The organism is Zavarzinia sp., assembly GCF_041650655.1.
In the GTDB taxonomy this organism is placed as follows: domain Bacteria; phylum Pseudomonadota; class Alphaproteobacteria; order Zavarziniales; family Zavarziniaceae; genus Zavarzinia.
The window spans coordinates 20,459-42,997 of sequence record NZ_JBAZKR010000002.1; the positions used below are offsets into that span (position 1 = coordinate 20,459).

The 22,539-nt window shown below is 67.6% G+C and carries 18 protein-coding genes; 4 read left to right on the forward strand and 14 right to left on the reverse strand.

All coding sequences use genetic code 11. The features are described 5' to 3' along the window. Positions 1 to 35 precede the first annotated feature (35 nt). Together pepN and WC493_RS00620 are read left to right on the forward strand one after the other, a co-directional pair. Positions 36 to 2,669: an aminopeptidase N gene (gene pepN / locus WC493_RS00615; protein ID WP_373061430.1), complete on the forward strand. Its 2,634-nt coding sequence runs from the start codon at positions 36 to 38 to the stop codon at positions 2,667 to 2,669. A gap of 83 nt (positions 2,670 to 2,752) precedes the next feature. Then, positions 2,753 to 3,793 carry an alpha/beta hydrolase gene (locus WC493_RS00620; protein ID WP_373061432.1) on the forward strand — a complete coding sequence of 347 codons (1,041 nt, stop codon included), beginning with the start codon at positions 2,753 to 2,755 and terminating at the stop codon, positions 3,791 to 3,793. 98 nt (positions 3,794 to 3,891) lie between these two features. Here the strand turns inward: WC493_RS00620 and WC493_RS00625 are convergent, their stop codons facing one another. The 5 genes from WC493_RS00625 to WC493_RS00645 form a co-directional block, all read right to left on the reverse strand. Further along, entirely contained in the window at positions 3,892 to 5,754 is a 1,863-nt protein-coding gene (locus WC493_RS00625) for a fatty acid desaturase (protein ID WP_373061434.1), read from the reverse strand. A gap of 73 nt (positions 5,755 to 5,827) precedes the next feature. Next, positions 5,828 to 6,433 (reverse strand): TetR/AcrR family transcriptional regulator, encoded by a 606-nt coding sequence (locus tag WC493_RS00630; protein ID WP_373061436.1) that lies wholly within the window; start codon positions 6,431 to 6,433, stop codon positions 5,828 to 5,830. A gap of 142 nt (positions 6,434 to 6,575) precedes the next feature. Next, the gene (locus WC493_RS00635) at positions 6,576 to 7,928 is read right to left on the reverse strand and encodes an efflux transporter outer membrane subunit (RefSeq protein ID WP_373061438.1); all 1,353 of its coding nucleotides are present in this window, start codon (positions 7,926 to 7,928) and stop codon (positions 6,576 to 6,578) included. A gap of 4 nt (positions 7,929 to 7,932) precedes the next feature. Then, complete coding sequence (locus WC493_RS00640; protein WP_373061440.1) at positions 7,933 to 9,915, reverse strand: MacB family efflux pump subunit; 1,983 nt, start codon at positions 9,913 to 9,915, stop codon at positions 7,933 to 7,935. A 1-nt stretch (position 9,916) separates the two neighbouring features. Next, positions 9,917 to 11,122, reverse strand: a complete 1,206-nt coding sequence (locus tag WC493_RS00645; protein WP_373061442.1) for an efflux RND transporter periplasmic adaptor subunit — start codon at positions 11,120 to 11,122, stop codon at positions 9,917 to 9,919. Between the two features lie 137 nt (positions 11,123 to 11,259). On the opposite strand from WC493_RS00645, the gene WC493_RS00650 reads away from it, so the two are divergent. Together WC493_RS00650 and WC493_RS00655 are read left to right on the forward strand one after the other, a co-directional pair. Beyond that, positions 11,260 to 11,973, forward strand: coding sequence for a response regulator (locus WC493_RS00650; protein WP_373061444.1), 714 nt, complete (start codon positions 11,260 to 11,262; stop codon positions 11,971 to 11,973). Then, on the forward strand, positions 11,970 to 13,250 hold the full coding sequence (locus WC493_RS00655) for an ATP-binding protein (RefSeq protein WP_373061446.1): 1,281 nt from the start codon (positions 11,970 to 11,972) through the stop codon (positions 13,248 to 13,250). Before WC493_RS00650 ends, WC493_RS00655 begins: the two co-directional genes overlap by 4 nt. On the opposite strand, the gene WC493_RS00660 is transcribed toward WC493_RS00655, so the two are convergent. The 9 genes from WC493_RS00660 to WC493_RS00700 all read right to left on the reverse strand — a co-directional run bounded on the left by WC493_RS00660 (position 13,237) and on the right by WC493_RS00700 (position 22,496). Continuing rightward, on the reverse strand, positions 13,237 to 14,295 hold the full coding sequence (locus WC493_RS00660; protein ID WP_373061448.1) for an NADH:ubiquinone reductase (Na(+)-transporting) subunit F: 1,059 nt from the start codon (positions 14,293 to 14,295) through the stop codon (positions 13,237 to 13,239). The genes WC493_RS00655 and WC493_RS00660 overlap by 14 nt on opposite strands. Position 14,296: 1 nt before the next feature. Further along, complete coding sequence (locus tag WC493_RS00665) at positions 14,297 to 14,653, reverse strand: phenol hydroxylase subunit P4 (RefSeq protein ID WP_373061450.1); 357 nt, start codon at positions 14,651 to 14,653, stop codon at positions 14,297 to 14,299. 74 nt (positions 14,654 to 14,727) lie between these two features. Further along, entirely contained in the window at positions 14,728 to 16,248 is a 1,521-nt protein-coding gene (locus WC493_RS00670; protein WP_373061452.1) for a YHS domain-containing protein, read from the reverse strand. A gap of 13 nt (positions 16,249 to 16,261) precedes the next feature. Beyond that, the gene (locus WC493_RS00675; protein WP_373061454.1) at positions 16,262 to 16,531 is read right to left on the reverse strand and encodes an MmoB/DmpM family protein; all 270 of its coding nucleotides are present in this window, start codon (positions 16,529 to 16,531) and stop codon (positions 16,262 to 16,264) included. An 11-nt stretch (positions 16,532 to 16,542) separates the two neighbouring features. Further along, entirely contained in the window at positions 16,543 to 17,535 is a 993-nt protein-coding gene (locus WC493_RS00680) for a phenol hydroxylase (RefSeq protein WP_373061456.1), read from the reverse strand. A 33-nt stretch (positions 17,536 to 17,568) separates the two neighbouring features. Then, a complete protein-coding gene (locus tag WC493_RS00685) occupies positions 17,569 to 17,817 on the reverse strand; it encodes a phenol hydroxylase subunit (protein WP_373061458.1) in 249 nt (82 codons plus the stop codon). A gap of 11 nt (positions 17,818 to 17,828) precedes the next feature. After that, the gene (locus tag WC493_RS00690; protein WP_373061461.1) at positions 17,829 to 18,758 is read right to left on the reverse strand and encodes a catechol 2,3-dioxygenase; all 930 of its coding nucleotides are present in this window, start codon (positions 18,756 to 18,758) and stop codon (positions 17,829 to 17,831) included. A gap of 202 nt (positions 18,759 to 18,960) precedes the next feature. Further along, entirely contained in the window at positions 18,961 to 21,363 is a 2,403-nt protein-coding gene (locus WC493_RS00695; RefSeq protein WP_373061463.1) for an RND family transporter, read from the reverse strand. Then, positions 21,363 to 22,496 (reverse strand): WD40/YVTN/BNR-like repeat-containing protein, encoded by a 1,134-nt coding sequence (locus tag WC493_RS00700; protein WP_373061465.1) that lies wholly within the window; start codon positions 22,494 to 22,496, stop codon positions 21,363 to 21,365. The genes WC493_RS00695 and WC493_RS00700 overlap by 1 nt, the downstream gene beginning before the upstream one ends. Positions 22,497 to 22,539 lie beyond the last annotated feature (43 nt).

Below are 22,539 nucleotides of genomic sequence, written 5' to 3' on the forward strand. Positions count from 1 at the left end.
GTATCGGCGGGCGAGTGTGCCTAAGTAGACGGATCATGTCGAACGCCGCCCCCGCCGCCGAAACCCTGCTCGTCCTCCTGGCCGACTATCGCCCGCCGGCCTTCCTGGTCGATACGGTCGAACTCGATTTCGACCTCTCGCCCAAGGCGACACGGGTGACCGCACGCCTGGCGCTGCGCCGGAACGGCCCGCCCGGTGCGCCCCTGGTGCTGGACGGCGAGCGGCTGACGCCGATCTCCTTCACGATCGACGGCGTCGCCCTGGCCGAGGGAGCCTATCGGATCGACGAACACGGCGTCACCGTGGACACGGTGCCCGACCGCTTCACTTTCGAGAGTGTCGTGGAGATCGATCCCGCGGCCAATACGGCCCTCGAAGGCCTCTATATGTCGGGCGGGCGCTATTATACCCAGTGCGAGGCCGAGGGTTTCCGCAAGATCACCTGGTTCCCCGACCGGCCGGACGTGCTCGCCCGCTATACCGTGCGCATCACGGCACCGGCGGCCTTCCGCCACCTGCTCGCCAACGGCAACCTGATGGAAGCGGGCGAACTGCCGGACGGCCGGCATTACGCGGTCTGGAACGACCCCTTCCCCAAGCCCTGCTATCTCTTCGCCCTGGTGGCCGGCGAACTCGACCTGCTGGAGGACAGTTTCACCACCGCCTCCGGGCGCACCGTGGCGCTCCGCCTCTATTGCGATCCGGGCCAGGTTTCCCGCGTCACCTACGCCATGGACGCGCTGAAGCGGGCGATGCGCTGGGACGAGCAGGCGTTCGGCCGGGAATATGACCTCGACCTCTTCATGATCGTCGCGGTTCGCGACTTCAACATGGGGGCGATGGAGAACAAGGGGCTGAACATCTTCAACTCCTCCCTCCTGCTGGCCGATCCGGCGACCGCGACCGATTTCGACTACGAGCGGATCGAGAGCGTGGTCGCCCATGAATATTTCCACAATTGGACCGGCAACCGCATCACCTGCCGCGACTGGTTCCAGCTCTGCGTCAAGGAAGGCCTGACCGTCTTCCGCGACCAGTCCTTCAGCGCCGACCAGCGGGGCGAGGCGGTGCAGCGGATCAAGGACGTGCGCGCCCTTCGCGCCCGCCAGTTCCCGGAAGATGCCGGTCCGCTGGCCCATGCCGCCCGGCCCGAGAGCTATCAGAAGATCGACAATTTCTATACCGCGACCGTCTACGAGAAGGGCGCGGAGATCTGCCGCCTTTTGAAGACGCTGATCGGCCCGGCCGATTTCCGCCGCGGCATGGACACCTATTTCGCCCGCTTCGACGGCATGGCGGTGACGGTCGAAGACTTCCTCTCCGCCTTCGAGGCGGCGACCGGGCGTGATCTTTCGGGTGTCCTGTCCTGGTACCGCCAGGCCGGCACGCCGAGCGTTACGGTGAAGCCCGCCTACGACCCGGCGGCGAAGCGGCTCACCCTCTCGCTGGCACAGAGGACGGCGCCGACCCCGGGCCAGCCGGTGAAGCGCCCGCTGCCCGTCACCCTTCGCCTCGGCCTGCTCGACGAAGACGGAAGGGTGCAGTCCTTCGCCGCCCCCGGCGCCGACCCGGCCGAGGAAGCGGTGCTGGTGCTCGACGGCGCTTCGGCCGAGATCACGCTCGAAGGCGTCGCCCGGCCGCCCGTGCTCTCCGCCCTTCGGGAATTCTCGGCCCCGGTCAATCTGACGCTGGAAGAGCCGGGCGAACACCGCTTCACCCGTCTCGCCGCCGATCCCGACCTGTTCAACCGTTGGGACTCCGGCCAGGCCTTGGCGCGCGAACTGCTGCTCGCCCGCGCCTATGGCACGCCGGACGTGGCGGGCGAGGCGCGTTACGTCGCCGCCCTCGGCAGGGCGCTCGACGACCAGGCGGCCGATGATGCCTTCAAGGCCCTGCTGCTGGCGCTGCCGAGCGAGCAGGACCTGGCGCTGGCGCGCCCGCCGGCCGATCCCGCCGCCCTGCACGAAGCGCGCGAAGCGCTTCGCCGGGCGACCGCGGACGCCTTGCGCGACCGTCTCGAACGGCTGCACGACATGCTCCGCCCCGCCGGCGCCTTCTCGCCCGATGCGGCGAGCGCCGGGCGCCGGGCGCTCCGGAACGCCGTGCTCGATACGCTGGCCGCCGCCGCGACGCCGGCCGACGTCGCCCGCGCCAAGGCCCATTACCAGGAAGCGGGCGACATCACCCAGGCCCTCGGCGGGCTCGGCGCCCTGATGCTGATCGGCGGACCGGACTACGGCGCAGCCGTGGCCGATTTCTATGCCCGCTTCGAAGCGGAACCGCTGGTGGTCGACAAATGGTTCGCGCTCCAGGCGCGGAGCCCGGCGGCCGACGTGCTGGACCGCGTGAAGGCGCTGGCCGCCCATCCCGCCTTCGACCGCAAGACGCCGAACCGCCTGCGCGCCCTGATCGCCACCTTCAGCCAGATGAACCCCTATCGGTTCCACGACGCCTCGGGTTCCGGCTATCGCTTCCTGGCCGACGAGATCCTGGCGATCGATGCCGCCAACCCGCAGATCGCGGCCCGGCTGATCGAGCCCTTGGGCGGGTTCCGCCGCTACCGGCCCGAACTGGCCGCCCTGATGCGGGCCGAACTCGAGCGCATCGTGGCGAGCCCCGGCCTGTCGCGCAATGTCGCCGAACTGGCGGGCAAGGCGCTGGCGGGCTGAACATCTGGTTCAAACGGCCGATGCGCGGCGGTGCCGCCCGGGCATTCTGGGCGCGCCGTGTAGTTTCAGCCGGGAGAAACCGGATGCCGATCCGCTCCATCCAGAGGGCCGTCCTGGCCGGATTGTTCCGCCTGCCCCATCCCGTGCTGCGCGGGATGAGCGGCGGACGGGCGGTCGTCCACGGCGGCAAAACGCTCGACCCGCATCTCCAGATGTTGCTGCGGCTGACCGGCCTCCGCCCGCCGTTGGAAACCCAGCCGATCGCGAAGACCCGCCGCCTGCAGCGCGACATGGCGAGTGCCCTCGGCGGCCGGCCGCGGCCCATGGCGCGGATCGAGGAGCACCGCGCCCCGGGACCGCACGGCGACATTCCGCTTCGCCTCTATGTCCCGCGCAACCTGCCGGTGGGGCCGGCCCCCACCCTGGTGTTCTTCCACGGCGGCGGCTTCGTCATCGGCGACCTCGATTCCTACGATCCGCTGTGCAGCTATCTGGCCGAGACGGCGCAGTGCCAGGTGCTCTCGGTCGAATACCGGCTGGCGCCGGAACACCCCTTCCCCGCCGCGATCGAGGATGCCGTGGCGGCTTGGCACCATATCGCCGCCGGGCACCGCGACTTCGGGGCCGATCCCGAGCGTCTCGGCGTCGGCGGCGACAGTGCGGGCGGCCATATCTCGGCCGTGCTGAGCCAGCAGTTGCGCGGCAGCGGCGCGCCCCTGCCCCGCCACCAATTCCTGATCTATCCGGCGACCGACCTGACCCGGCAATGGCCGTCGCACGAAGCCTACGGCAACGGCTTCCTGCTCGACCGCTCGACCATGGTTTGGTTCAAGGAGCAATTCCTGCCGGCGCATCTGGACCTCGCCGATCCCCGCATCTCGCCGCTCCGCGCAGTGGACCTGAGCGGCCTGCCGCCCGCGACCGTCGTCCTGGCCGGCTTCGATCCCCTGCACGACGAGGGCCGCGCCTATGGCGAGGCGTTGCAGGCGGCCGGCGTCCCGGTCGAGATCCTGCACTTCGAGACGCTGATCCACGGCTTCGCCTCGATGCCCGGCATTTCGCGGGGGTCGCGGCGGGCCGTGGCCGAGATGGCGGCAGTGCTCCGCCGCAGCCTGCACGGCTAAGCATCTTCAGGCGAAGTGGAGTCCGGTTCGCCGTCCGAAGATGCTTAAAATCAAAAGGTTAGAGTATCGGCGGAATGCACGTTCATTCCGCCGATACTCTAGAGGTCGAGCACCAGCCGCTCGCCCATGGGCGCGCGGGAGACGCAGGTCATGATCTGGTCGCCCGCCGCGCGTTCCTCGGGCGTCAGCACGCTGTCGCGGTGTTCGACCGTGCCGGCCAGCACGCGGCAGCGGCAGGTGCCGCAGACGCCCTGGCGGCACAGGGTCTCGGTCGGCAGGCGCTGGGCTTCCAGGGCTTCGACGATGCTCTGCCCCGGCGCCACCTCGATCGTCCGACGCGACCGCACGAGTTCCACGGTGAAGGCCGCGCCCGGGCCGCCCGCGGGTGCGAAATCTTCCGAGAAGACGGCCTCGGCTGGCCAGCCGAGGCCGGCCGCCGCCTCCTTCACCCAGGCCATGAAGCCGGCCGGCCCGCAGAGATAGAGCTGGTCGCCCGTACCGGGCGTGCCCAGGTCGCGGACAGGATCGAAACGGGCGCCGTCGTCGAGATGGATCCGCGTCCGCCCGGCGAAAGGCGCCTGCTCGAAGCCGGCGGCGAAGGGCACTTCGGCCCGGCTGCGCGCGCAGAGGTGAAGCACGAAGTCGCGATGTTCCGCCGCCAGTTCGGCCGCCATGGCGAGCAGCGGGGTCAGGCCGATGCCGCCCGCGACCAGCACCACCCGGCCCGTGCCGGGGCGAAGCGGGAAATGGTTGCGCGGCCGGCCGATGTCGATCCTTGCCCCGGGCACCAGGGTGCGATGAACCGCGACCGAGCCGCCCCGGCCCGCCTCGTCGCGCTTCACCGCGATCCGATAGGCCGCGGCCGCCCCGGGCCGCCCAACCAGGGAATATTGCCGGACCAGGCCCGAAGCCAGGCGAAGGTCGATATGGGCGCCGGCCGTGAAGGCGGGCAGCGCGCCGCCATCGGCCGCTTCCAGGACGAAGCTGGTGATGCTCGGCGTCTCGATCTCGACCTCGGCCACGCGGGCGGCGATCCAGTGACGTTCGGCCAGCGAGGGCGGCGGGTCGAAGCGCTTCACGCTGCCGCCGATGCCGCGCCAGAACAGGCCGAGGGGGGCGAGTTCCGCCGCCGCCGCGTCCCAGCCCGCCTCCAGCCGGTAGAAGGGAAGCTGGGGATAGAGATGATGGATCAGATGCGCGCTCTGCCCCAGCATGAAGAAGCGGGTGAGCGGGTTCCGCGTAATCATGGCCGTGGCATGGATCGGCCGCTCGCGCTGCTCGACTTCCGGCGGGTGCTGGATATGGGCGAAGAGATAGGCCGTGATCAGCAGGCCGAGGCGCTGCGGCAGCAGCCACAGGACCAGCCATTCGCTGGCATAGGGCGAGGCCAGCCAGGCGACATGCCAGGCGGCATAGAGCGCGAAGCCGGCGACGAAGCGGATGTTCTGGCTGGTGGCGAAACGGCCGGCCCGGCGCAGGTACCAGAAGAACCAGACGACATCGATGAAGCCGAGCACCAGGGGCAGCGACCACTTGGGTGCGATCACCATGATGTCGTCGGGATCCTCGTGCTTCTCGCCCGTGTGCTTGTGATGTTCGAGGTGCAGGATCCGGTAGACGGCGACCTCCATGCCCGGCATCAGCAATTGGCCGCCCAGGGTGCCGATGATTTCGTTGAGGAGCGGGCTTCGCGAGATGGCGCGGTGAGTGCCGTCGTGCAGCACGGTGAAGGAGGCATAGAACAGCGGCGCCGCCAGCGGGACCGAAACCCAGGCCGGGATCACGCCTGCGAGCCAGGCCCAGGCGATCAACCCGAAGGCCAGGTAGCAGCCCGCCGTCAGAACCAGCGTCGGCACCGGCAACAGCGGCAGGCGATGCAGCGCAGCCAGCCGCGTTTCCGCCCGAAGGCGCCCGACCAAGGCCCAATCGCCCTCGACAGTGCTCCTGACCGCAATGCTCATGGCCCATCCTCCCTCGCGCCGCCTTTGGCGGCATTGGCAGGACCATAACGTCAATTACGGCGTTATAACAGTGTTATTTTCGTTGCTCCACCGGCATCCCGGCCGCCAACAGCAGGTCGAAGCCGCGCATCAGGCGGGCTTCGTGATCCTCTCCGGCGGGATAGGTGCCCGAGAGTTCGAAGGTCAGCATGCCGTGGGCGGCGGCCCACAGGATGTCGCCGAATTCGCGGGCGTCGAGCTCGGGCCGGAACAGGCCTTCGGCCTTGCCCTGCTCGATCGCGGCGAGATAGGCGGCATAGGAGGGCCTGTCGCGCATGGCGACGACAAGGGAATGGCCGCGCCGGGTCAGCAGCTCGAAGGCGGCGGGATGTTCGAGGGCGAAGCGCCGATAGGCGAGGCCGAAGCCGCGCAGGCGGTCGAGCGGCGGCAGGCCGGAATTGGCGTCCAGGATATAGGTGTTCATCAGGTCGGTGGCGCGCGCCGCCAAGGCTTCGTAGAGGCCGGGCATGCCGCCGAACAGCGAATAGATCGCCATGGTGGAGACGCCGCAGTGCTTGGCCAGGCTCCGCGCGCTCAGGGCTTCGAGCCCGCTCTCGCCGACGATCGAGAGGGCGGCAACGACCACGGCCTCACGCCGGGTCGCGACATCGCCGAGGGGCGGCTGCACGCCGCCCGTCATGCTGTCCCCCCGGGACCGCCCATCGTCATGCTCGCCCTCGATCTCGCCATCAAGGCCCGCTTATAGGCCATCCGGGGACCTGCTGGCCAGCCGGCGAAACAGCGCGCTCAGGCGAAGGAAGGCTTCGGGCTTGGCCGGCCTGTCACCCAGGCCCACCGCCCAGGGCCTGGCACAGGGTGATATAGGCCTGGAGCGCGCCGAGGCGGCTCTGGACCAGGTCCGCTTCCGCCGTGCGGCGCGATTCCTGGGCGTCGAGCCAGGATTGCAGGCTGACCGCGCCGGCCCGGTAGCGCTCCTCGTAGAGCTGTTCCGACTTCTGCGCCGCCACCAGTGCCCGTTCGCGGATCGCCACTTCCTCGCCGTAGCGGCTGCGATTGGACAGGGCATTTTCGACGTCGCCGAAGGCTTCGTAGAGGGTCTGGCGGAAGCTCACCACCGCCTGCTCGTAGTCGAGCTTGGAGACTTCGATATTGAGCTGCGTCTGGTCCCAATTGAGGAACGGCAGGACGATGCCGAGGCCGAGGGTGCCAATCGGATCGGCCAGCACCTCCGCGAGGCTCGTGCTGCCGGTGCCCAGGCTGCCGGTCAGGGAAAAGCTCGGGTAGTAGGAAAGACGCGTCGCATCGGCGCTGGCCAGGGTCGAGCGCAGGCGAAGCTCGGCCGCGCGAAGGTCCGGCCGGCGGCCGAGCAGGCTGGCCGGCAGTCCGGCGTCGACCGCGGGCAGCGCGGTGCGCGGCAGGCGCAGGGCTTCCGGCTTCACCGCTTCGGGCGGTCCGTCGAACAATACGGCGAGGGCGTTCCGGTCCTCGGTCCGCTGCTGGAGCAGGCTCTGCAGCGCGGCGCGCTGGCTCTCCAGATTATACTGCGCCTGGACCCGGTCGAGTTCCGAGGCGCCGCCCGCGGCGAGCGAGCTTTCGACCAGGGCGAGGGTCTTCTCGGCATAGGCGATGCTCTGCTGCGCGAGATCGATCCGCTCGTTCAGATAGGCGACGCTCCAATAGAGATCGGCCACCGTGCCGACCAGGGAGAGGGCGGTGGCGTCGAGGTCCTCCGCAGTCGCATCGGCCTCGAAGCGGGCGGCGTCGGACTCGCGCCCCAGCTTGTTCCAGAGGTCGATCTCCCAGGCGGCGCTGAAGCCGGCGCTCGACTGCCGGCTGGTCGGATGGGCCTCGTTCAACTGGCGCGAACCCTGGAAATCCGACGAGGCGGAGAGCTGGGGCAGGCGCTGGTCGTCCTGGATGCGCGCGGTCGCGCGGGCCTTGCGCAGCTTGATCGCGGCGATGGCGAGGTCGTTGTTGCGGGTCAGCGCCTCGGCCACCAGGGCATCCAGCGCGGGATCGTTGAAATTGCGCCACCAATCCCGGGCAAGCGCGGTGCCGCCGGAGGTTCCCTGCACCCAGCTCGCGGCAGTCACAGCCTTCGGGACCTGATAGTGCGTGTCGAGCGCGCCGCAGCCGGCGAGCAGGAGGGCGAAGATATAGGGCGTATAGCGCATGATGTTACTCCCGCGACAGGGCCTCGACCGGGTCGAGGCGCGCGGCGCTGCGGGCGGGCAGGAAGCCGAAGACGATGCCGATCAGCGAGGCGCAGAGCACCGCGAGCACGATCGAGGAGACCGAGAAGGAGAGCCGGAAGGCAGTCGACAGGCTGCTGAACACCGCCCCGAAAGAGAGCGCCAGCACGATGCCGATGACGCCGCCGACCAGGCAGACCATCACCGCCTCGATCATGAATTGGCGCATGATGTCGCCCTGACGGGCGCCCACGGCCATGCGGACGCCGATCTCCTTGGTCCTTTCGGTGACCGAGACCAGCATGATGTTCATCACCCCGATGCCGCCGACCACGAGGGCGATCAGCGCGATCATGGAGATCAGCACGGTCATCGTCTCGGTCGTCTTCTGGATCGTCTCGCGCACCGTGTCGGTGTTGACGATGAAGAAATCCTGGGTGCCGTGGCGCCGGGTCAGCAGGCGGATGATGCCTTGCTCGGCGGCATCGCTGGCGACCGAATCGTCGACCCGCACCGTGATGCTCTGCAGGTAGGACTGGCCGAGCATGCGATAGAGCGCCGAGGTAATGGGGATGAAGACCTTCAGCGTGTCGGAATTGCCGAAGCCGCTGGTCATCGGTTCCAGCACGCCGACGATTCGGCACGGCACGTTGCCGAGCATGAGCACCTGGCCGAGGGCCGAGACGCGGTCGGGGAACAGCTTGTCCGCCGTATTGCTGTCGATCACCGCGATCTGGGCCATCGCCGCGGCTTCGGCCGCCGTGAAGCTGCGCCCTTCGGCGATCGTATAGCCCTTCACCCGGAAATACTGATCGCCGACGCCGTTGACCGAGACCGACAGGGCCTGGTCGCGCCACAGCATCACCTTGGTGGCGGAGACCGAAGGCGTTGCACTGTCGACGAAGGACTGGCGCGCCAGGACCTCCGCGTCGGAGGCGACCAGGGTCTGGATCTTGGCACTGTCCCGGTCGCCGAAACCCTTGCCCGGGAAGATCTCGACCGTATTGGTGCCGATCGACGAAATATCTTCGAGGATGCGCTGTTTCGAGCCTTCGCCGAGTGCCACCACCGAGACCACCGAGGCGATGCCGATGACGATGCCGAGCATGGTGAGGAAGGTGCGCAGCTTATGCGCCACCATGGCCCTGAGGGCCATGCGGAAGGCTTCGCCGAAACGGTCGAATTCCGCCATCAAGCGCCCGGCGCGGGGGGGCGTGCGGGAGACGCCGGGGGGTGACGCCTCCCGCACTACGTCAGTGGAGCCCTCGCCGACCGGGGGGGAAGAGCGGCGCTGGTCGCTGACGATCTTGCCGTCGCTGATCTCGATCCTGCGTTCGGCGATGCCTGCCACCGAGGCATCGTGAGTGACGATAACGATGGTATGGCCCTGGGCATGCAGCTCGCGCAGGAGGCCCAGCATGGCCTGGCCGCTCTGGCTGTCGAGCGCGCCGGTCGGCTCGTCGGCCAGGATCACCAGGCCGCCGTTCATCATAGCGCGGGCGACGCTGACCCGCTGCTGCTGCCCGCCCGAGAGCTGGCCGGGGCGGTGCGTCAGCCGGTCGCCGAGACCGAGGCGCTTCAGGAGATCGATCGCATCGCGCCGCCGCTCGCCGCGCGGCTCGCCGGCATAGATCGCCGGCACCTCGACATTGCCGACGGCGTCGAGATCGCTCAGCAGGTGATAGCGCTGGAAGATGAAGCCGAAGTATTCGCGCCGCAGACGGGCCAGTTCGTCGGCATCCAGGCTGGCGGTCTCGCGCCCGTCGATCCGGTAGGTGCCCGTACTCGGCCGGTCGAGGCAGCCGAGGATGTTCATCAGGGTCGACTTGCCCGAGCCGGAGGCGCCGATGATCGCGACCATCTCGCCCCGTTCGATCGAAAGGTCGACGCCCTTCAGGACCTCGATCTTCTGGTCGCCGGCATCGAAGCTGCGCCCGATGCCGGTGAGTTCGAGAAGCGGGTTGCTCATGTCAGAGCCCCATCCGCGGCATGCGCATCTGCATCGAGGTGCCGGCGGCGGCATCGCCCAGCACGACCTTCTCGCCGGCCGTGAGGCCTTCCTTCACCTCGACGTCGGTTTCGTCCTCGATCCCGGTGCGGATCTTGCGGGCGCTGACGGTGCCCGCGTCGTCGACGACATAGACGGTATAGGTTCCATCCGCCTCGCGCGTGCCGAGGGCGGTGGTCGGGATGGTCGGCACGCCCTTGGCGCTGCCCAGCACGACGGAGACCTGGGCGGTCATGTCGATGCGCAGGCGGCCGTCGCTGTTCGGCACGTCGAAGATGCCGTTGTAATAGATCGCGGTCGAGGTGCTGCTGCTCGACGAGGAGGAGGACGCGCTCGACGTCGTCGTGCTCTCGGAATTGATCGAGGTCGGCGCCGGCTCGATCATGCGGAGCTTCGCCTCGTAGCGCCGGTCGGGATCGCCCAGAATGGTGAAATAGACCGGCATGTCAGCGGTCACATTGACGATGTCGGCCTCCGAAATCTCGGCCTTCACGGTCATGGTGTCGAGCTGGGCGATCTTCACGATGGTCGGCGTGCTCTGGGCCGAATTCACCGTCTGGCCCTCTTCGACCACGACCGCGACCACGGTGCCGTCGATCGGCGATTCGATCCTGGTATAGCCGAGGTTCAGCTTGGCGGTAGAGACCTGGATGTCGGCCTGTTCGATCTGGGCGTCGAGCGCCGCGATCTCCGCCTTGGTGACCGCGAGGGTCGCCTCCGCCGTCTCGTAGTCTTCGCGCGAGGCGGCCGAGGAGGCGAGCATACGCTTCAGCCGGGCGAAGGCGAGTTCGGCCTGCTTCAGGCTGGCTTCCTTGGCCGCGCGCTCCGCCTTCACGTTGGCGAGCTGGGCCTCGGCGTCCTTCAGGCTGTTTTCCTGGGTCTTCGAATCGATTTCGGCGATCAGGTCGCCGGCCTTCACCTTGTCGCCGAAGTCGACCTTCAACGACTTGATCTGGCCCGAGACCTGAGCGCCGACGCTGACCTGCTTGAAGGCCTCCAGCGTGCCGTCAGCCAGCACGACATGCTCGATGTCCTTCGTGGTGACGGTCGCGGTCAGATAGCGCGGCGCCGTCTGCTCGGCCGGGAAGAACCAGAGCTTCGCCCCCCAGGCGAGGGCGCCGAGCACGACGATCAAGAGGAGGAGACGAAGGATGCGTGAAAAAGTCATGACAATGCCGTTCGCCGGAATCGATGGATGCAGTCTACGCCCGCCGGGGCCGGCTTTGGGTCAAGTCTTCGCCAGTCGATCGTCAAGAAAGCGCAAAGGGTCTTGCAGTCGGCACCAATCGCGTATGGTCTTGCGCCATGCAGAAGCCGGCCGATCCCAACCCCGTGCGCGTACTGCTCGTCGACGACGACGCCGAGCTGGCTGCCATGCTGGTCGAGTTCCTGGCCGCCGAAGGCTTTGTCGCGACCGTCGCCCTGAATGGCGAGGCGGGGCTGGAAGCGGCCCTGACCGGCGCCTATGACGCGGTCGTGCTGGACATCATGCTGCCGCGCCTCGGCGGCATCGAGGTGCTGCGCCGGCTGCGCGAGAAGAGCCGGCTGCCCGTGATCATGCTGACCGCCAAGGGCGACGACGTCGAACGGGTGATCGGTCTCGAGATGGGGGCCGACGATTATATTCCCAAGCCCTGCTACCCGCGGGAGCTGGTGGCGCGGCTGCGCGCCGTGCTGCGCCGGACCGGCACCGCGGCCCGTCCCGCCGAGGACGACCTCCTCCGCCTTGCCGCCCTCAGCCTGTCGCCGGGCCGGCACGAGGCGGCCTGGAATGGACGGCCGCTCGACCTGACGGTGACCGAATTCACCCTGCTCGAAATTCTGCTGATGGCGGGCGAGCGGGTCTCGACCAAGGACGAACTGTCCGAACGGGCGCTGGGGCGCAAACGTCAGCCCTATGACCGCAGCATCGACGTGCACATGAGCAACCTGCGCCAGAAGCTGGCCGCCGTGGCGGGCGACCGGCTGCACCTCGAAACCGTGCGCGGCATCGGCTACCGGCTGGAAGCGGCATCGTGACCCGCCGCCTGTTCTGGAAGATCTTCTTCGGCTTCTGGGTGACCTTCATCCTGATCATCGAGGGCGTCTGGCTGGTCTTCACGCTCCGGGACGTCCCGCCGCGAACCTATGAGATCGAGCAGGCCCGCCTCTCGGCCGAGGCCGAACTCGCCGCGGCGGCGCAGGTGCTGCGCCTCGGCGGCCGCCCGGCGCTCGACGCGCTGCTGGCCGAATGGCCGGCCGATCACACCCGGCGCCTCGCCCTCCTGGCGGCCGAGGCCCCGCGCCCGGACGACGAGCAGGCGATCGCGCGGACCGCCGAGCTGCCCGACGGCGGCCGCCTTCTCCTCGTCTATGACGCCAGGCCGGCGCCGCGCCAGCGCCCGGGTCCGTTCGACATTCCGCCCCCGCTCCTCGTGCTCGGCACGCTCGGCGGCCTCGCCTTCAGCGCCGCCCTCGCCTTCTATCTGACCCGGCCGATCAGCCGCCTGCGCGAGGGTTTCGCCGTCCTGGCGGGTGGCAGCTTCTCGGCCCGGCTGGCCCCGCGCATGGGCCGGCGGCGGGACGAGATCGCCGACCTGGCGCGCGATTTCGACCGCATGGCCGAACGGCTCGAAGGCCTCGTCGCCCTGCGCGATCAGTTGTTGCACGACGTCTCGCACGAATTGCGCTCTCCCCTCGCCCGGCTCCAGGTTGCGATCGGCCTGGCGCGCCAGAATCCGGAACGCTTCGACAGCGTGCTCGACCGCATCGAAGAAGAATCCCGCCGCATCGACACCATGGTCGGCGAATTGCTGAACCTCGCCCGCGCCGAGGCCGGAAGCCCACCGGGCGAAGACTATTTCGACCTCGGCAGCCTGCTCGAAGCCGTGGTCCAGGACGCCCGCTTCGAGGCCGGCCCCGCCGGCATCGAGATCGCCCTCCGGATCGACGAGGCGGCCAGTGCCCTGGTGGTCGAGGGCGACGCCGAATTGATGCGCCGCGCGCTCGAAAACGTACTGCGCAACGCCATCCGGCACGCCCCCGAAGGCAGCCGGGTCGACGTCGACCTCGCCCATCCCGGCGACGGCGTCGCCATCACCGTTGCCGACCAGGGCAAGGGGGTGGCGCCGGAAGACCTCGACCGCATGTTCGAGCCCTTCGTGCGCGGCGCCGGTGCGGCCGCCCAGGGCGGCTTCGGCCTCGGCCTCGCCATCGCCCGGCGCGCCATCCGCTCGCACGGCGGCACCATCGCCGCCGTCAACCGCCCGGAAGGCGGCCTCGAAGTGAGGATCGAGCTTCCGGTCAGATCGCCTTGAACAACGGGCTTCGCACCTGCTGGGCATCCGCCGCCGAGAGGAATTTCTCGGTATAGACGTCGCGTTCGAACAGGCGGCCCTTCATCAGGGTGCCGATACAGGCCTCGATCATCAGCGGCGGGCCGCAGAGATAGGCCTTGTGACCGCGGAAATCGTTGCCGAAATGATCCTTGGCAGCCTCGTGCACGAAGCCGCGGAAACCCGTCCAGTCCGTTCCCGCCGGCTCGTCCGAGAGGGCGGGAACATAGGTGAAGTTCGGATGTTCGGCGGCGAGCCTCAGGAATTCGTCGTGGTAATAGAGTTCGGCCCGGCTGCGCTGGCCGTAGACCAGGGTGATCGGCAGATCGAAGCCTTCCGCCAGCAGGTCCAGGATCATCGAGCGCGGGCTCGACAGGCCGGAACCGCCGGCCATGAAGATCAGCGGCACATGGGCCGATTTCCGCACGAAGAAGCGGCCGTAGGGGCCGGTGAAACGGACCCTGTCACCCGGCTTCAGCTTCTCGTGGATATAGGTGGTGCCCTGCCCGCCCGGCACGATGCGGACATTGAGCTCGACCTCGGCAGCACCCGGCGGCGAGGCGACGGAGAAGGCACGCGTGCCGATACCGCCCGGCAGCTCCAGGTTGACATATTGCCCGGCCTGGAAGGCGAAGCCGGCGGGATCGTCGAGCGCGATCCAGATCCCCTTGATGGTCGGCGTCAGTGCCTCGATCCGGCTGACGGTGCCGGCGAAATCCTTGACCCGCAGGTTCAGGGCATCCGGGTCCTCGTCGATCTCGGCCTGGATCACCAGGTCGCTCTCGGCCCGGGCGCAGCAGGCGAGGCATTTGCCCTCGCCCCGCTCGAAATCCATCAGGGCGAAGGTCGAGGCTTCGCCGTAATCGACGGCGCCCTCCAGCACATCGACCTTGCAGGTGGCGCAGAGGCCGTGGCAGCAGGCGTGGGGCAGATAGATGCCGGCCCGGAGTGCGGCATCGAGGATGGTCTGGCCATCCTCGATCTCGATCGTCGTGCCGAGCGGCTGGATCGTCAGCTCGTAACTCATCTCAACGCCCGATGGTCACGCTGTTCAGGCCAGGGGTGCGGAACCGCAGCAGTTCCTTGTGGGCGATGCCGTTGTCGGCCAGCGTGCGGTCGAAATCGGGCGTGAAGGGTTGCCCGCCCTTCAGCCATTCGACCTTGGACCAGTCGATCTTTTCCGCATCGGGGTCGAGCTTCAGCAGCTCGGCCAGCGGGCCGTCGAGCAGGGCGCGGAAAGGTGTTTCCGGCGGGATGCAGATCAGGAAGGGCGCCGCGAAGAGAAGATGGTGGTCCCAGCTCGCATAGACGATCTGGTTGCCGTGGAAATTCTCCACGCGGTCGCGGGGCACGAAATCATAGGGGGCACGGGCGGTGACGGACATGATGTTTGCTCCGGGCTTCTTGGCGGGCATTTTGGCGGTCTTTGGGAGGCGCGGGGCGAGCCCGCGCCCACTGATCAGTCGTTCCTTGTGGCGAGGCCGCGCCAGCGGTCGAAATTCACCTGGTCCGCGGAACCCGGGAATTCGCCGTTGTCCTGCCCGTCCGCAAGGTGCGCCCAGTTCATCCAGGCGCCCAGGTCGCCATTCACCGGCTCCTGGAACAGCTGCGGCATGGGCAGCCAGGCCTGGACATATTTCTCCGGCTCGTGCTCGAAGACGTCCTGACAGCCGTCCGAGCAGAAATGGTAGATCTGGCCCTTGTAGGTGGTCTGGCGGTGGCACAGCAGGGTCGGATCGTCGGGCTCGGTGAAGACGCAGGGCAGCTGGCAGCACTGGCACAGCTTGGCCAGGCCGAAGTTCTTGAACGGCCGGCCTTCCGCCTCGGCGCGCTTGATATGCTCCCAACGCGGCCGGTAGTAGCGGTCGAAACTGTCGGGATATTTGGCCGACAGCCAGGTCATGTCCTCGTCCGATGGGATCCAGCTATGGAAGGCGGTGCCGAAACGCCACTGGTAGAGGCCCAGCATGAACTGATGCGACATGTGGTCGATCGCCTTGCCGGCGTCGGCCCAACCCTTGGGCGGGCGGATGCCGTAGAGCTCGAGATCGCGGAACAGGGCGCCGCCGTTCTGCACGCCGTAGATCTCGAAGGCTTCGCGCCACGACATCACCCGCTTGGGCAGCATGTAATCCATCATGGTGCTGACCAGGCCGAGCACGCGGAAGCCGCGCCAGAACCACTTGTCGATCCAGCGCTGCACGATCGGCAGGTTGTCCGGGTCCTGCTCCAGCATGAACTTGATGCATTCGAGGCCGAGCGTCATGTGCCGCGCCTCGTCCGACTGGGCGGAGAAGCCGAAGGTCACGGTCGCCATGTCGCCGTTGTAGGCGGCACCGGACATGAAGGGCACGAAGAGCAGGTTGGTCAGGACATATTCGAAGGAGAAACCGATCGCGATCATGAATTCGAACGGCCCGGCCGACATGGCGTCGTCGAAGAAGGAACGCGCCACCGAGGTGTACCAGATGCGGTCGCGCTGTTCCGAGAAGGCGTGGAAGCCGTTGTAATACTTGTTGTAGTTCGAGAGCGCGTGGATCTGGGTCTGGGCGTGACGGATCTCGTCCAGCGCCTGCATCTGGCAGGCGACCTGGGTGCCGGCGCCGGAGAATTCGCGCCCGACCCGGGCGAAACCCTTGTGGGCGGCATATTCGCCCGGGCTGATCGCCTGCAGGAAGATCTTCAGGGCCGAGAGATAGCGGGCATCGGTGATGTTCAGATGGCCGTTGTTCTGGGCATGGGCATCGATGATGGCATAGAACTTCCGCTCCTTCTCGCCCTGGTATTTCCAATAGGCGTCCATGGTCAGGCGGAAGGGGTCTTCCCATTTGTCCCAGTCGTGGATCTTGATCCCCTCGTAGGTCAGATAGGGATAGATCTCCTCGTGCGAACGGTAGCTCGGCTCCCAGGCGAGATCGCGGGTGAGATACCGATAGCGTTCCTTGATGCCGAGCTTCTTCTCGGGCGACTTCATGTCCATGATCGCGTCTCCTTCAGCGGTCCCAATGGAGCGTCAAGGTCTCGTCGTCTTCGTCGACATGACCGCTCAGGGTGATCAGATTGATGTGGATTTCCTGGAGGTCGAATTCGCGCCCCAGGTTCTGCTCGATGGTGTCCTTGCGGATCACCAGGCGGCCCGGCGCGTCGATCTTCACCATGGCCGGCTCGCGCGAGACCACGGCGGTCGGGTTGTCGGCTTCGATCGCCTCGATGATCGGGCGGGTTTCCTCGTTCGCCTGCAGGGCGATGAATACGGAAGACATGGTCCCCTCCCTCACAATTTGATGCCGAGTTTGGCGAGACGGGCGGCGAGGTCGGCCTGGCGTTCCGCCATCACCGCCTCCGCCTGATCGCCCAGGCCGATCCTGGCGATCGGCGCCAGTGCCGCCGCTGCCCGCTCGCCCCAAGTGCGCAGCCAGCCGGCCAGCACCGCGTTGTTCTCGGGCGATTCCGCCGCCGTGACCTTGAGCACGGCGTCGAGCCATTTGCGGGTCTCGTCGAACCAGTCGGCCATGAACTGGGTCGCCAGGGCGAGGCCGGAGCCGCCTTCCGCCGCCCAGCCGCTGTCGACCATGTCGCCATAGACGAGCGGATAGAGCAGGCCGTCGAGGGCCACGTTCTGGGCGACGAAGAGTTCGAAGGGATCGCGCACCACCAGGCAATCCTCGACGTAACGCCGCAGATCCTGCCAGGCCGGATCCTCCATCCAGGCTTTCTTGCCGGCGGCGAGCGCCTCCGGCCCGCCGAAGGCGAGGCCGATGCGCGACAGGTACTGGGCGATGCCGAGGTTGTCCATCGCCTGATACATGCAGGGTTGCGTGAAGGTGGTGCCGTAGCCGTAGCCGCAGACGAAGGTGTTGTTCTGGTTGGCACCCCAGGCGACATGGCGGAGCGGCAGCAGGACGGCCAGCGCCTTGTCGCGCAGCGCGGGCGAGACCACGTTGGCGAGGCCGTGGGTCTCGATGAACTTGAAATTGGCCTCGGCCGCGTCCTGCTGGCGGGCGCGGGTCAGCGTATAGGTGTTATAGAAGAACTGGCGGGGATCCTTGAGGTCGTACCAGTCCTTCATGGCGATCTTGGTGATCGCGGTGTCGTAGAGTTCCTGCGCCGGGTCCCAGGTCGGGCGGTAGTGCAGGTTCTCGGTCGCCTGGATGTCGTAGCTGCCTTCCTGGTAGCGCGACGCCGGCTTGTTGCCGAAGCGGCGCACCAGATGGTCGAAGGCCTGGCGCTGCGGCTCGATGGTGACCGTGCGAAGGTCGATCTGCATGGGGTCGTCTCCCTGATCTCTTGGTTGGGGGCCTCAGCGGAAGCGGATGTCCCTGGCATCCGCGAGCCGCCAGGCCCAGTCGTCGATCTCGCCGCCGGCCTCTCGGGCCGGCAGCAGTTCCACTTCGTTGGTGGCGCAGAATTCCGCGAAGGCTTCGCGCCGCAGGACCAGCTCGACGAAGAGTTCTGGTTCGCCGATGGCGAAGTCGAACTCGACGAAACCGTCCTCGCGCTCGTGCCGCAGGCGCACGAAGCGCCGCGTGGTGTCGAGGATCGCCGCCATGGCCGCCACCCTCAGGTCACGACCGAGAGGAAGGTCTCGTGCAGCTTGCGCTGGGGATAGTCCAGGCCCTGGCCGAAATGGTCGAAGGTCCAGGTCAGCGGCTGGTAGTCGGGATAGGGATGGTAGCCGCCCATGAAGGTCTCGAAGCGGTTACCCGAGGGATCCCAGGCGTAGATGGTGCAGCCGCGGGTGATGCCGTGGCGGGTCGGGCCGATGTCGACCGCGACTTCGTTCATCGACATGATGTCGCCGGCGCGCAGCACATGTTCCCAGCTCTCCATCAGGAAGGAACAGTGATGCAGCTTGCCGGGCTCGGGATATTCGGCGAAGGCGACGTCATGCACCTTGTGGGAGCAGGAGAGCCATATCGCCGCGCTCTTCTGGCCGTCGGGGGTCAGCACGTGCTCGACCAGATAGAAACCCAGCACGTCGACGAAGATCTTCTGCACTTCGGCGATATTGGGGCCGTAGAGCAGGCCGTGGTCGAGGCGGATCGGCGCGATGCCGTGTTCGCGCGTGGCACCCCAGGGCGCCGGGTTCGTGAGACCCAGGCCGTTGCCGATCTGCGTCTTCTCGGCATAGAGCTCGATCTGGTGGCCGGAGGGCAGCTCGAAGCGCACGCGCTCGCCGGTCTCCAGCATGTCGCCGGCCGGAATGCGGCTGGTCGTCAGGCCATAGGCGCGGAGATCGGCATCCAGCTTGTCGAGCGTCGCCTTGTCCAGGACCTTGAAGGCGAAGAAATCGATGCCGGCGCTGTCCGCCTGGCGGATCACATAGCTGTTGTGATCCCGCTCGTCCCAGCACTTGAAGTAGACGCGACCCTGGCCGTCTCGGCCGGTCTCGACCAGGCCGAGGACGTCGCGGTAGAATTTCACGCTCTTTTCGAGATCGAGCACGCGGACCTGGGCGTGCCCTGGGCGCAGTACACCTGTCATGGCCATGATGCTGTTTCCTCCGTTATCCAATTCTTGGCCGGGCGGTCGTCGAATGAAGCCTCGCGCCGCCTTACGACCAAATCACAGCACGATCCGTGCCAAACCATTCAACGCCTTGAAAACCTTTATCTATCGGCTTCCGGGCGAGGCCGCGCCGGAGCCTCGCCCGACGCTTTTGTCAAGCGCCGCCCGGCGCCTTACGAATTTGTCAAGCGGGCTTCGTCCGGGCTGCCGCGCGGGGCAGCAGGAAGTAGCCGAGCGCCGGCAGCAGAACGAGGGCGCCCACCATGTTCCAGACGAACATGAAGGCGAGCAGGATGCCCATGTCGGCCTGGAACTTGATCGGTGACAGCGCCCAGGTGGAGACCGCGATGCCCAGCGTGATGCCGGTCAGGATCACCACCTTGCCGGTGAAGACGAGGGCCCGGTAATAGGCTTCGGAGAGCGTCATGCCCTCGCGCAGCCGGCCGAGCGTGACGGTCATGACATAGAGCGAATAGTCGACGCCGATGCCCACCCCGAGGGCGATCACCGGCAGGGTCGCGACCTTGACGCCGATGTTGAGCCAGACCATCAAGGCCTCGCACAGGACCGAGGTGATCATCAGCGGCACCACGGCGCAAACCACCGCCCGCCAGGATCGGAAGGTGACGAATGCGAGCACGATCACGGCGGCATAGACCAGGATCAGCATCTCGCGATTGGCCTTCTTCACCACGATGTTGGTGGCGGCCTCGATGCCGGCATTGCCGGCGGCGTTGAGGAAGCGGATCTCGCCCGTGCCGTAGCGCGCGGCGAAGCTCTCGACCGTGTCGACCACCGCCGCCAGGGTGTCGGCCTTGTGGTCTTTGAGATAGGCATAGACGGTGAGCAGGTCGCAGTTCTGGTTGAACAGCTCGCGCGGGGCCCGCGTGATGATGGCGTTCAACATGGTCTGCGAGCGCGGCACGGCGGACCATTTGAGGCTGCCCTCGTTCAGGCCGGCATTGGCGACCTTGGCGAGGTCGGCCAGGGAATTGGTCGCCTCGACCCCCGGCAGTTGCTGCAACTCGCGTTCGAGGGCGTCGACCGCCATCACCGTGCCGTAATGGGCGCAGGCATATTGCGGCGTCTTCACCATGACGATGTAGACATCGCTGCTGGCGGCATAATTCTCGACCATGAAGGCGTTGTCGCGGTTGTAACGCGAGTCGGCGCGAAGCTCGGGCGCACCGGGATCGGTATCGCCGATCTTGAGTTGCGCCCCGACGACGACGCCGAGCACGCCGAGGGCCGCCGCGCCGATCACCACGAGGGTGGCACCCCGCCTGCCGGTGAAGTGGTCGAGGAAATCCCAGAAGGGATGTTTCTTGTGCTGGGCATCCTTCGCCTCGGCCAGTTCGGCGCGCAGGCTGCGGCGGGCGACGTCCTCGCTGACCCCGGTATAGGAGAGCAGGATCGGCAGCAGGACGAGATTGGTGAAGATCAGCACGGCGACGCCGATCGAGGCGGTGACGGCGAGGTCGCGGATCACCTCGATATCGATCACCAGGAGGACGGCGAAGCCGACGGCATCGGCCAGCAGCGCGGTCAGGCCGGCGACGAAGAGGCGGCGGAAGGTGTAACGCGCTGCGATCAGCTTGTGGGTGCCGCGGCCGATGTCCTGCATGATGCCGTTCATCTTCTGGGCGCCATGGCTCATGCCGATGGCGAAGACCAGGAAGGGCACCAGCATCGAATAGGGATCGAGCTCGTAGCCGAGCGTCGGCAGCAGGCCGAGCAGCCAGACCACGGCGATGATCGAGCAGAGCACGACGAGCAGGGTCGAGCGGATGCAGCGCGTGTACCAATAGAGCACGGCGGTGCAGATCGCGATCGCCGCGGCAAAGAAAGCCAGCACCTGCTGCAACCCGTCGATCAGGTCGCCCACCACCTTGGCGAAGCCGGTGACATGGATGGCGATCCGGTCGGACTGATAGGCGGCGCGCAGGGCCTCGATCTTCTGCGACAGGGCGTGATAATCGATGCGGCGGCCGTCCTCGGTGCGCTCCTGGAGCGGCACCAGGATGATGGTGGAACGGTAGTTGGCGGCGACGAGCTGGCCGATCTCGCCCGACCGTTCGACGTTCAGGCGGACCTGTTCGAGGCTCGAAGCCGAGCCGTCGTAATCGTCCGGCACCACCGGCCCGCCGTCCAATCCGTCCTCGGTGACGCCGGTCCAGCGCACCGCCGGCGCCCACAGCGATTTCATGAAGGGCCGGTCGACGCCGGGCAGCAGGAACAGGGCGTCGCTCAGCTTGCGCAGGGTTTCGAGATAGTCCTTGTCGAAGATCGTGCCGTCCTTGACCTCGACCGCGATGCGGAGCGAATTGCCCATGCCGCCGAGCTGGCTGCGGTTCTCCAGGAAATTGGCGATATAGGGATGACCGGTCGGGATCATCTTCTCGAAGGCGGCGTTGAGTTCGAGATGGCGCGCCTGGAAGCCCAGCACCAGGGTCGCGACCAGGCAGAGCAGGATGACGATCAACCGGTTGTTGAAAAAGGCGCGCTCGACCAGCGAGCCGGAGCGGCGATCGAACTGCGCCAGGTTGGCGATGACCGGGCCGACCGCGGTGGTGGGTGCATGGGCCATCAGCGGGCCTCCGAAGAAAGTTCAGGCAGGACGGCACGACTGTCGCCCCTTGTACCGGACAGGATCAGGGCGCCGTCGGCCGCCTGGGCGAGGCCGGTCAGGCCGGTGCCGGCGGGAACGCCGAGGGCCTTGAAGCCCGCCCCGTCGTCAGGACTGGCGAACAGGCGGCCGCCCTCGTCGCCCAGCACGATGGTGCCGTCGCCGAGGCGGAGGCCGGCGGTCACGGTGACCGGCTGACCCAGCTCGACCTGGTGCCAGTCGGCGAGATCCGGGCCGGAACGCCAGGCATTGCCCTTGAGCCCGAAGGCGAGCAGGCCGCCGTCCTTCAGGGGCACGGCACCGAAGAAGGTGCCCTCGTAGGGGGTTTCGATCGCCTCGAAGCTGGCGCCGCCGTCGGTCGAGCGGAACACCGTGCCCTGCTCGCCCACCACGACGACGGTGGTGCCGAGGTCGCGCAGCCAATAGAGATGCTTGCCCGCCGGGTTGGGCAGGCGCGCCGTGGCCGACTGCCAGTTCTGCCCGCCGTCCGTGGTTTCCAGCGCCAGGCCATAGGCGCCGACCACCCAGCCGCGCTTCGCATCGGCGAAATGAAGGCCGAGGAAGGGTTTGTCCGGCCCGTCCGCCACCATTGCCGCAGCATTGCGCTTGGCCGCCTCGGCCCCCGGGGCGCCCGAGGCCGCGAGGGCCGCCGCCTCGTCGGCGACGAGCTGCGCCGCCTTGCGGCCGTCGAGCTGAACCTTCCAGGTTTCACCCGCATCGGCGCTGTGCAGCACCACGCCGCTGTGGCCGACCGCCCAGCCCTCCGCCGGGGTCGGGAAAGTGACATCGGTCAGGGTCACGCTGACCGGCACGGCCGCCGCCTGGCGCCAGGTCGCGCCATTGTCGTCGGAGAGCAGGACGTTGCCGTCCTCGCCGACCGAGACCAAGCGCTCGCCCGCGCGGGCGACGGCGAGTTGCAGGCTCTTGTCCGCCTTGGCGCTGATGCGGGCCGGCAGGTCGAGAAGGTCGGGCACCACGGCCCCGCCGGTCTCGAGGGCAGCGGTCTCGAGTGCACCGGCGGGCGCAGGAGCCGCCAGCAGCAGGCAGCAGGCGGCCAGGATGCCCCGGCCGTAAGTCGATGTGATCCGAAGCATGGTTCTGTCCAATCGATTCCGCGGCCGGGTCCCGCAGCGGAAC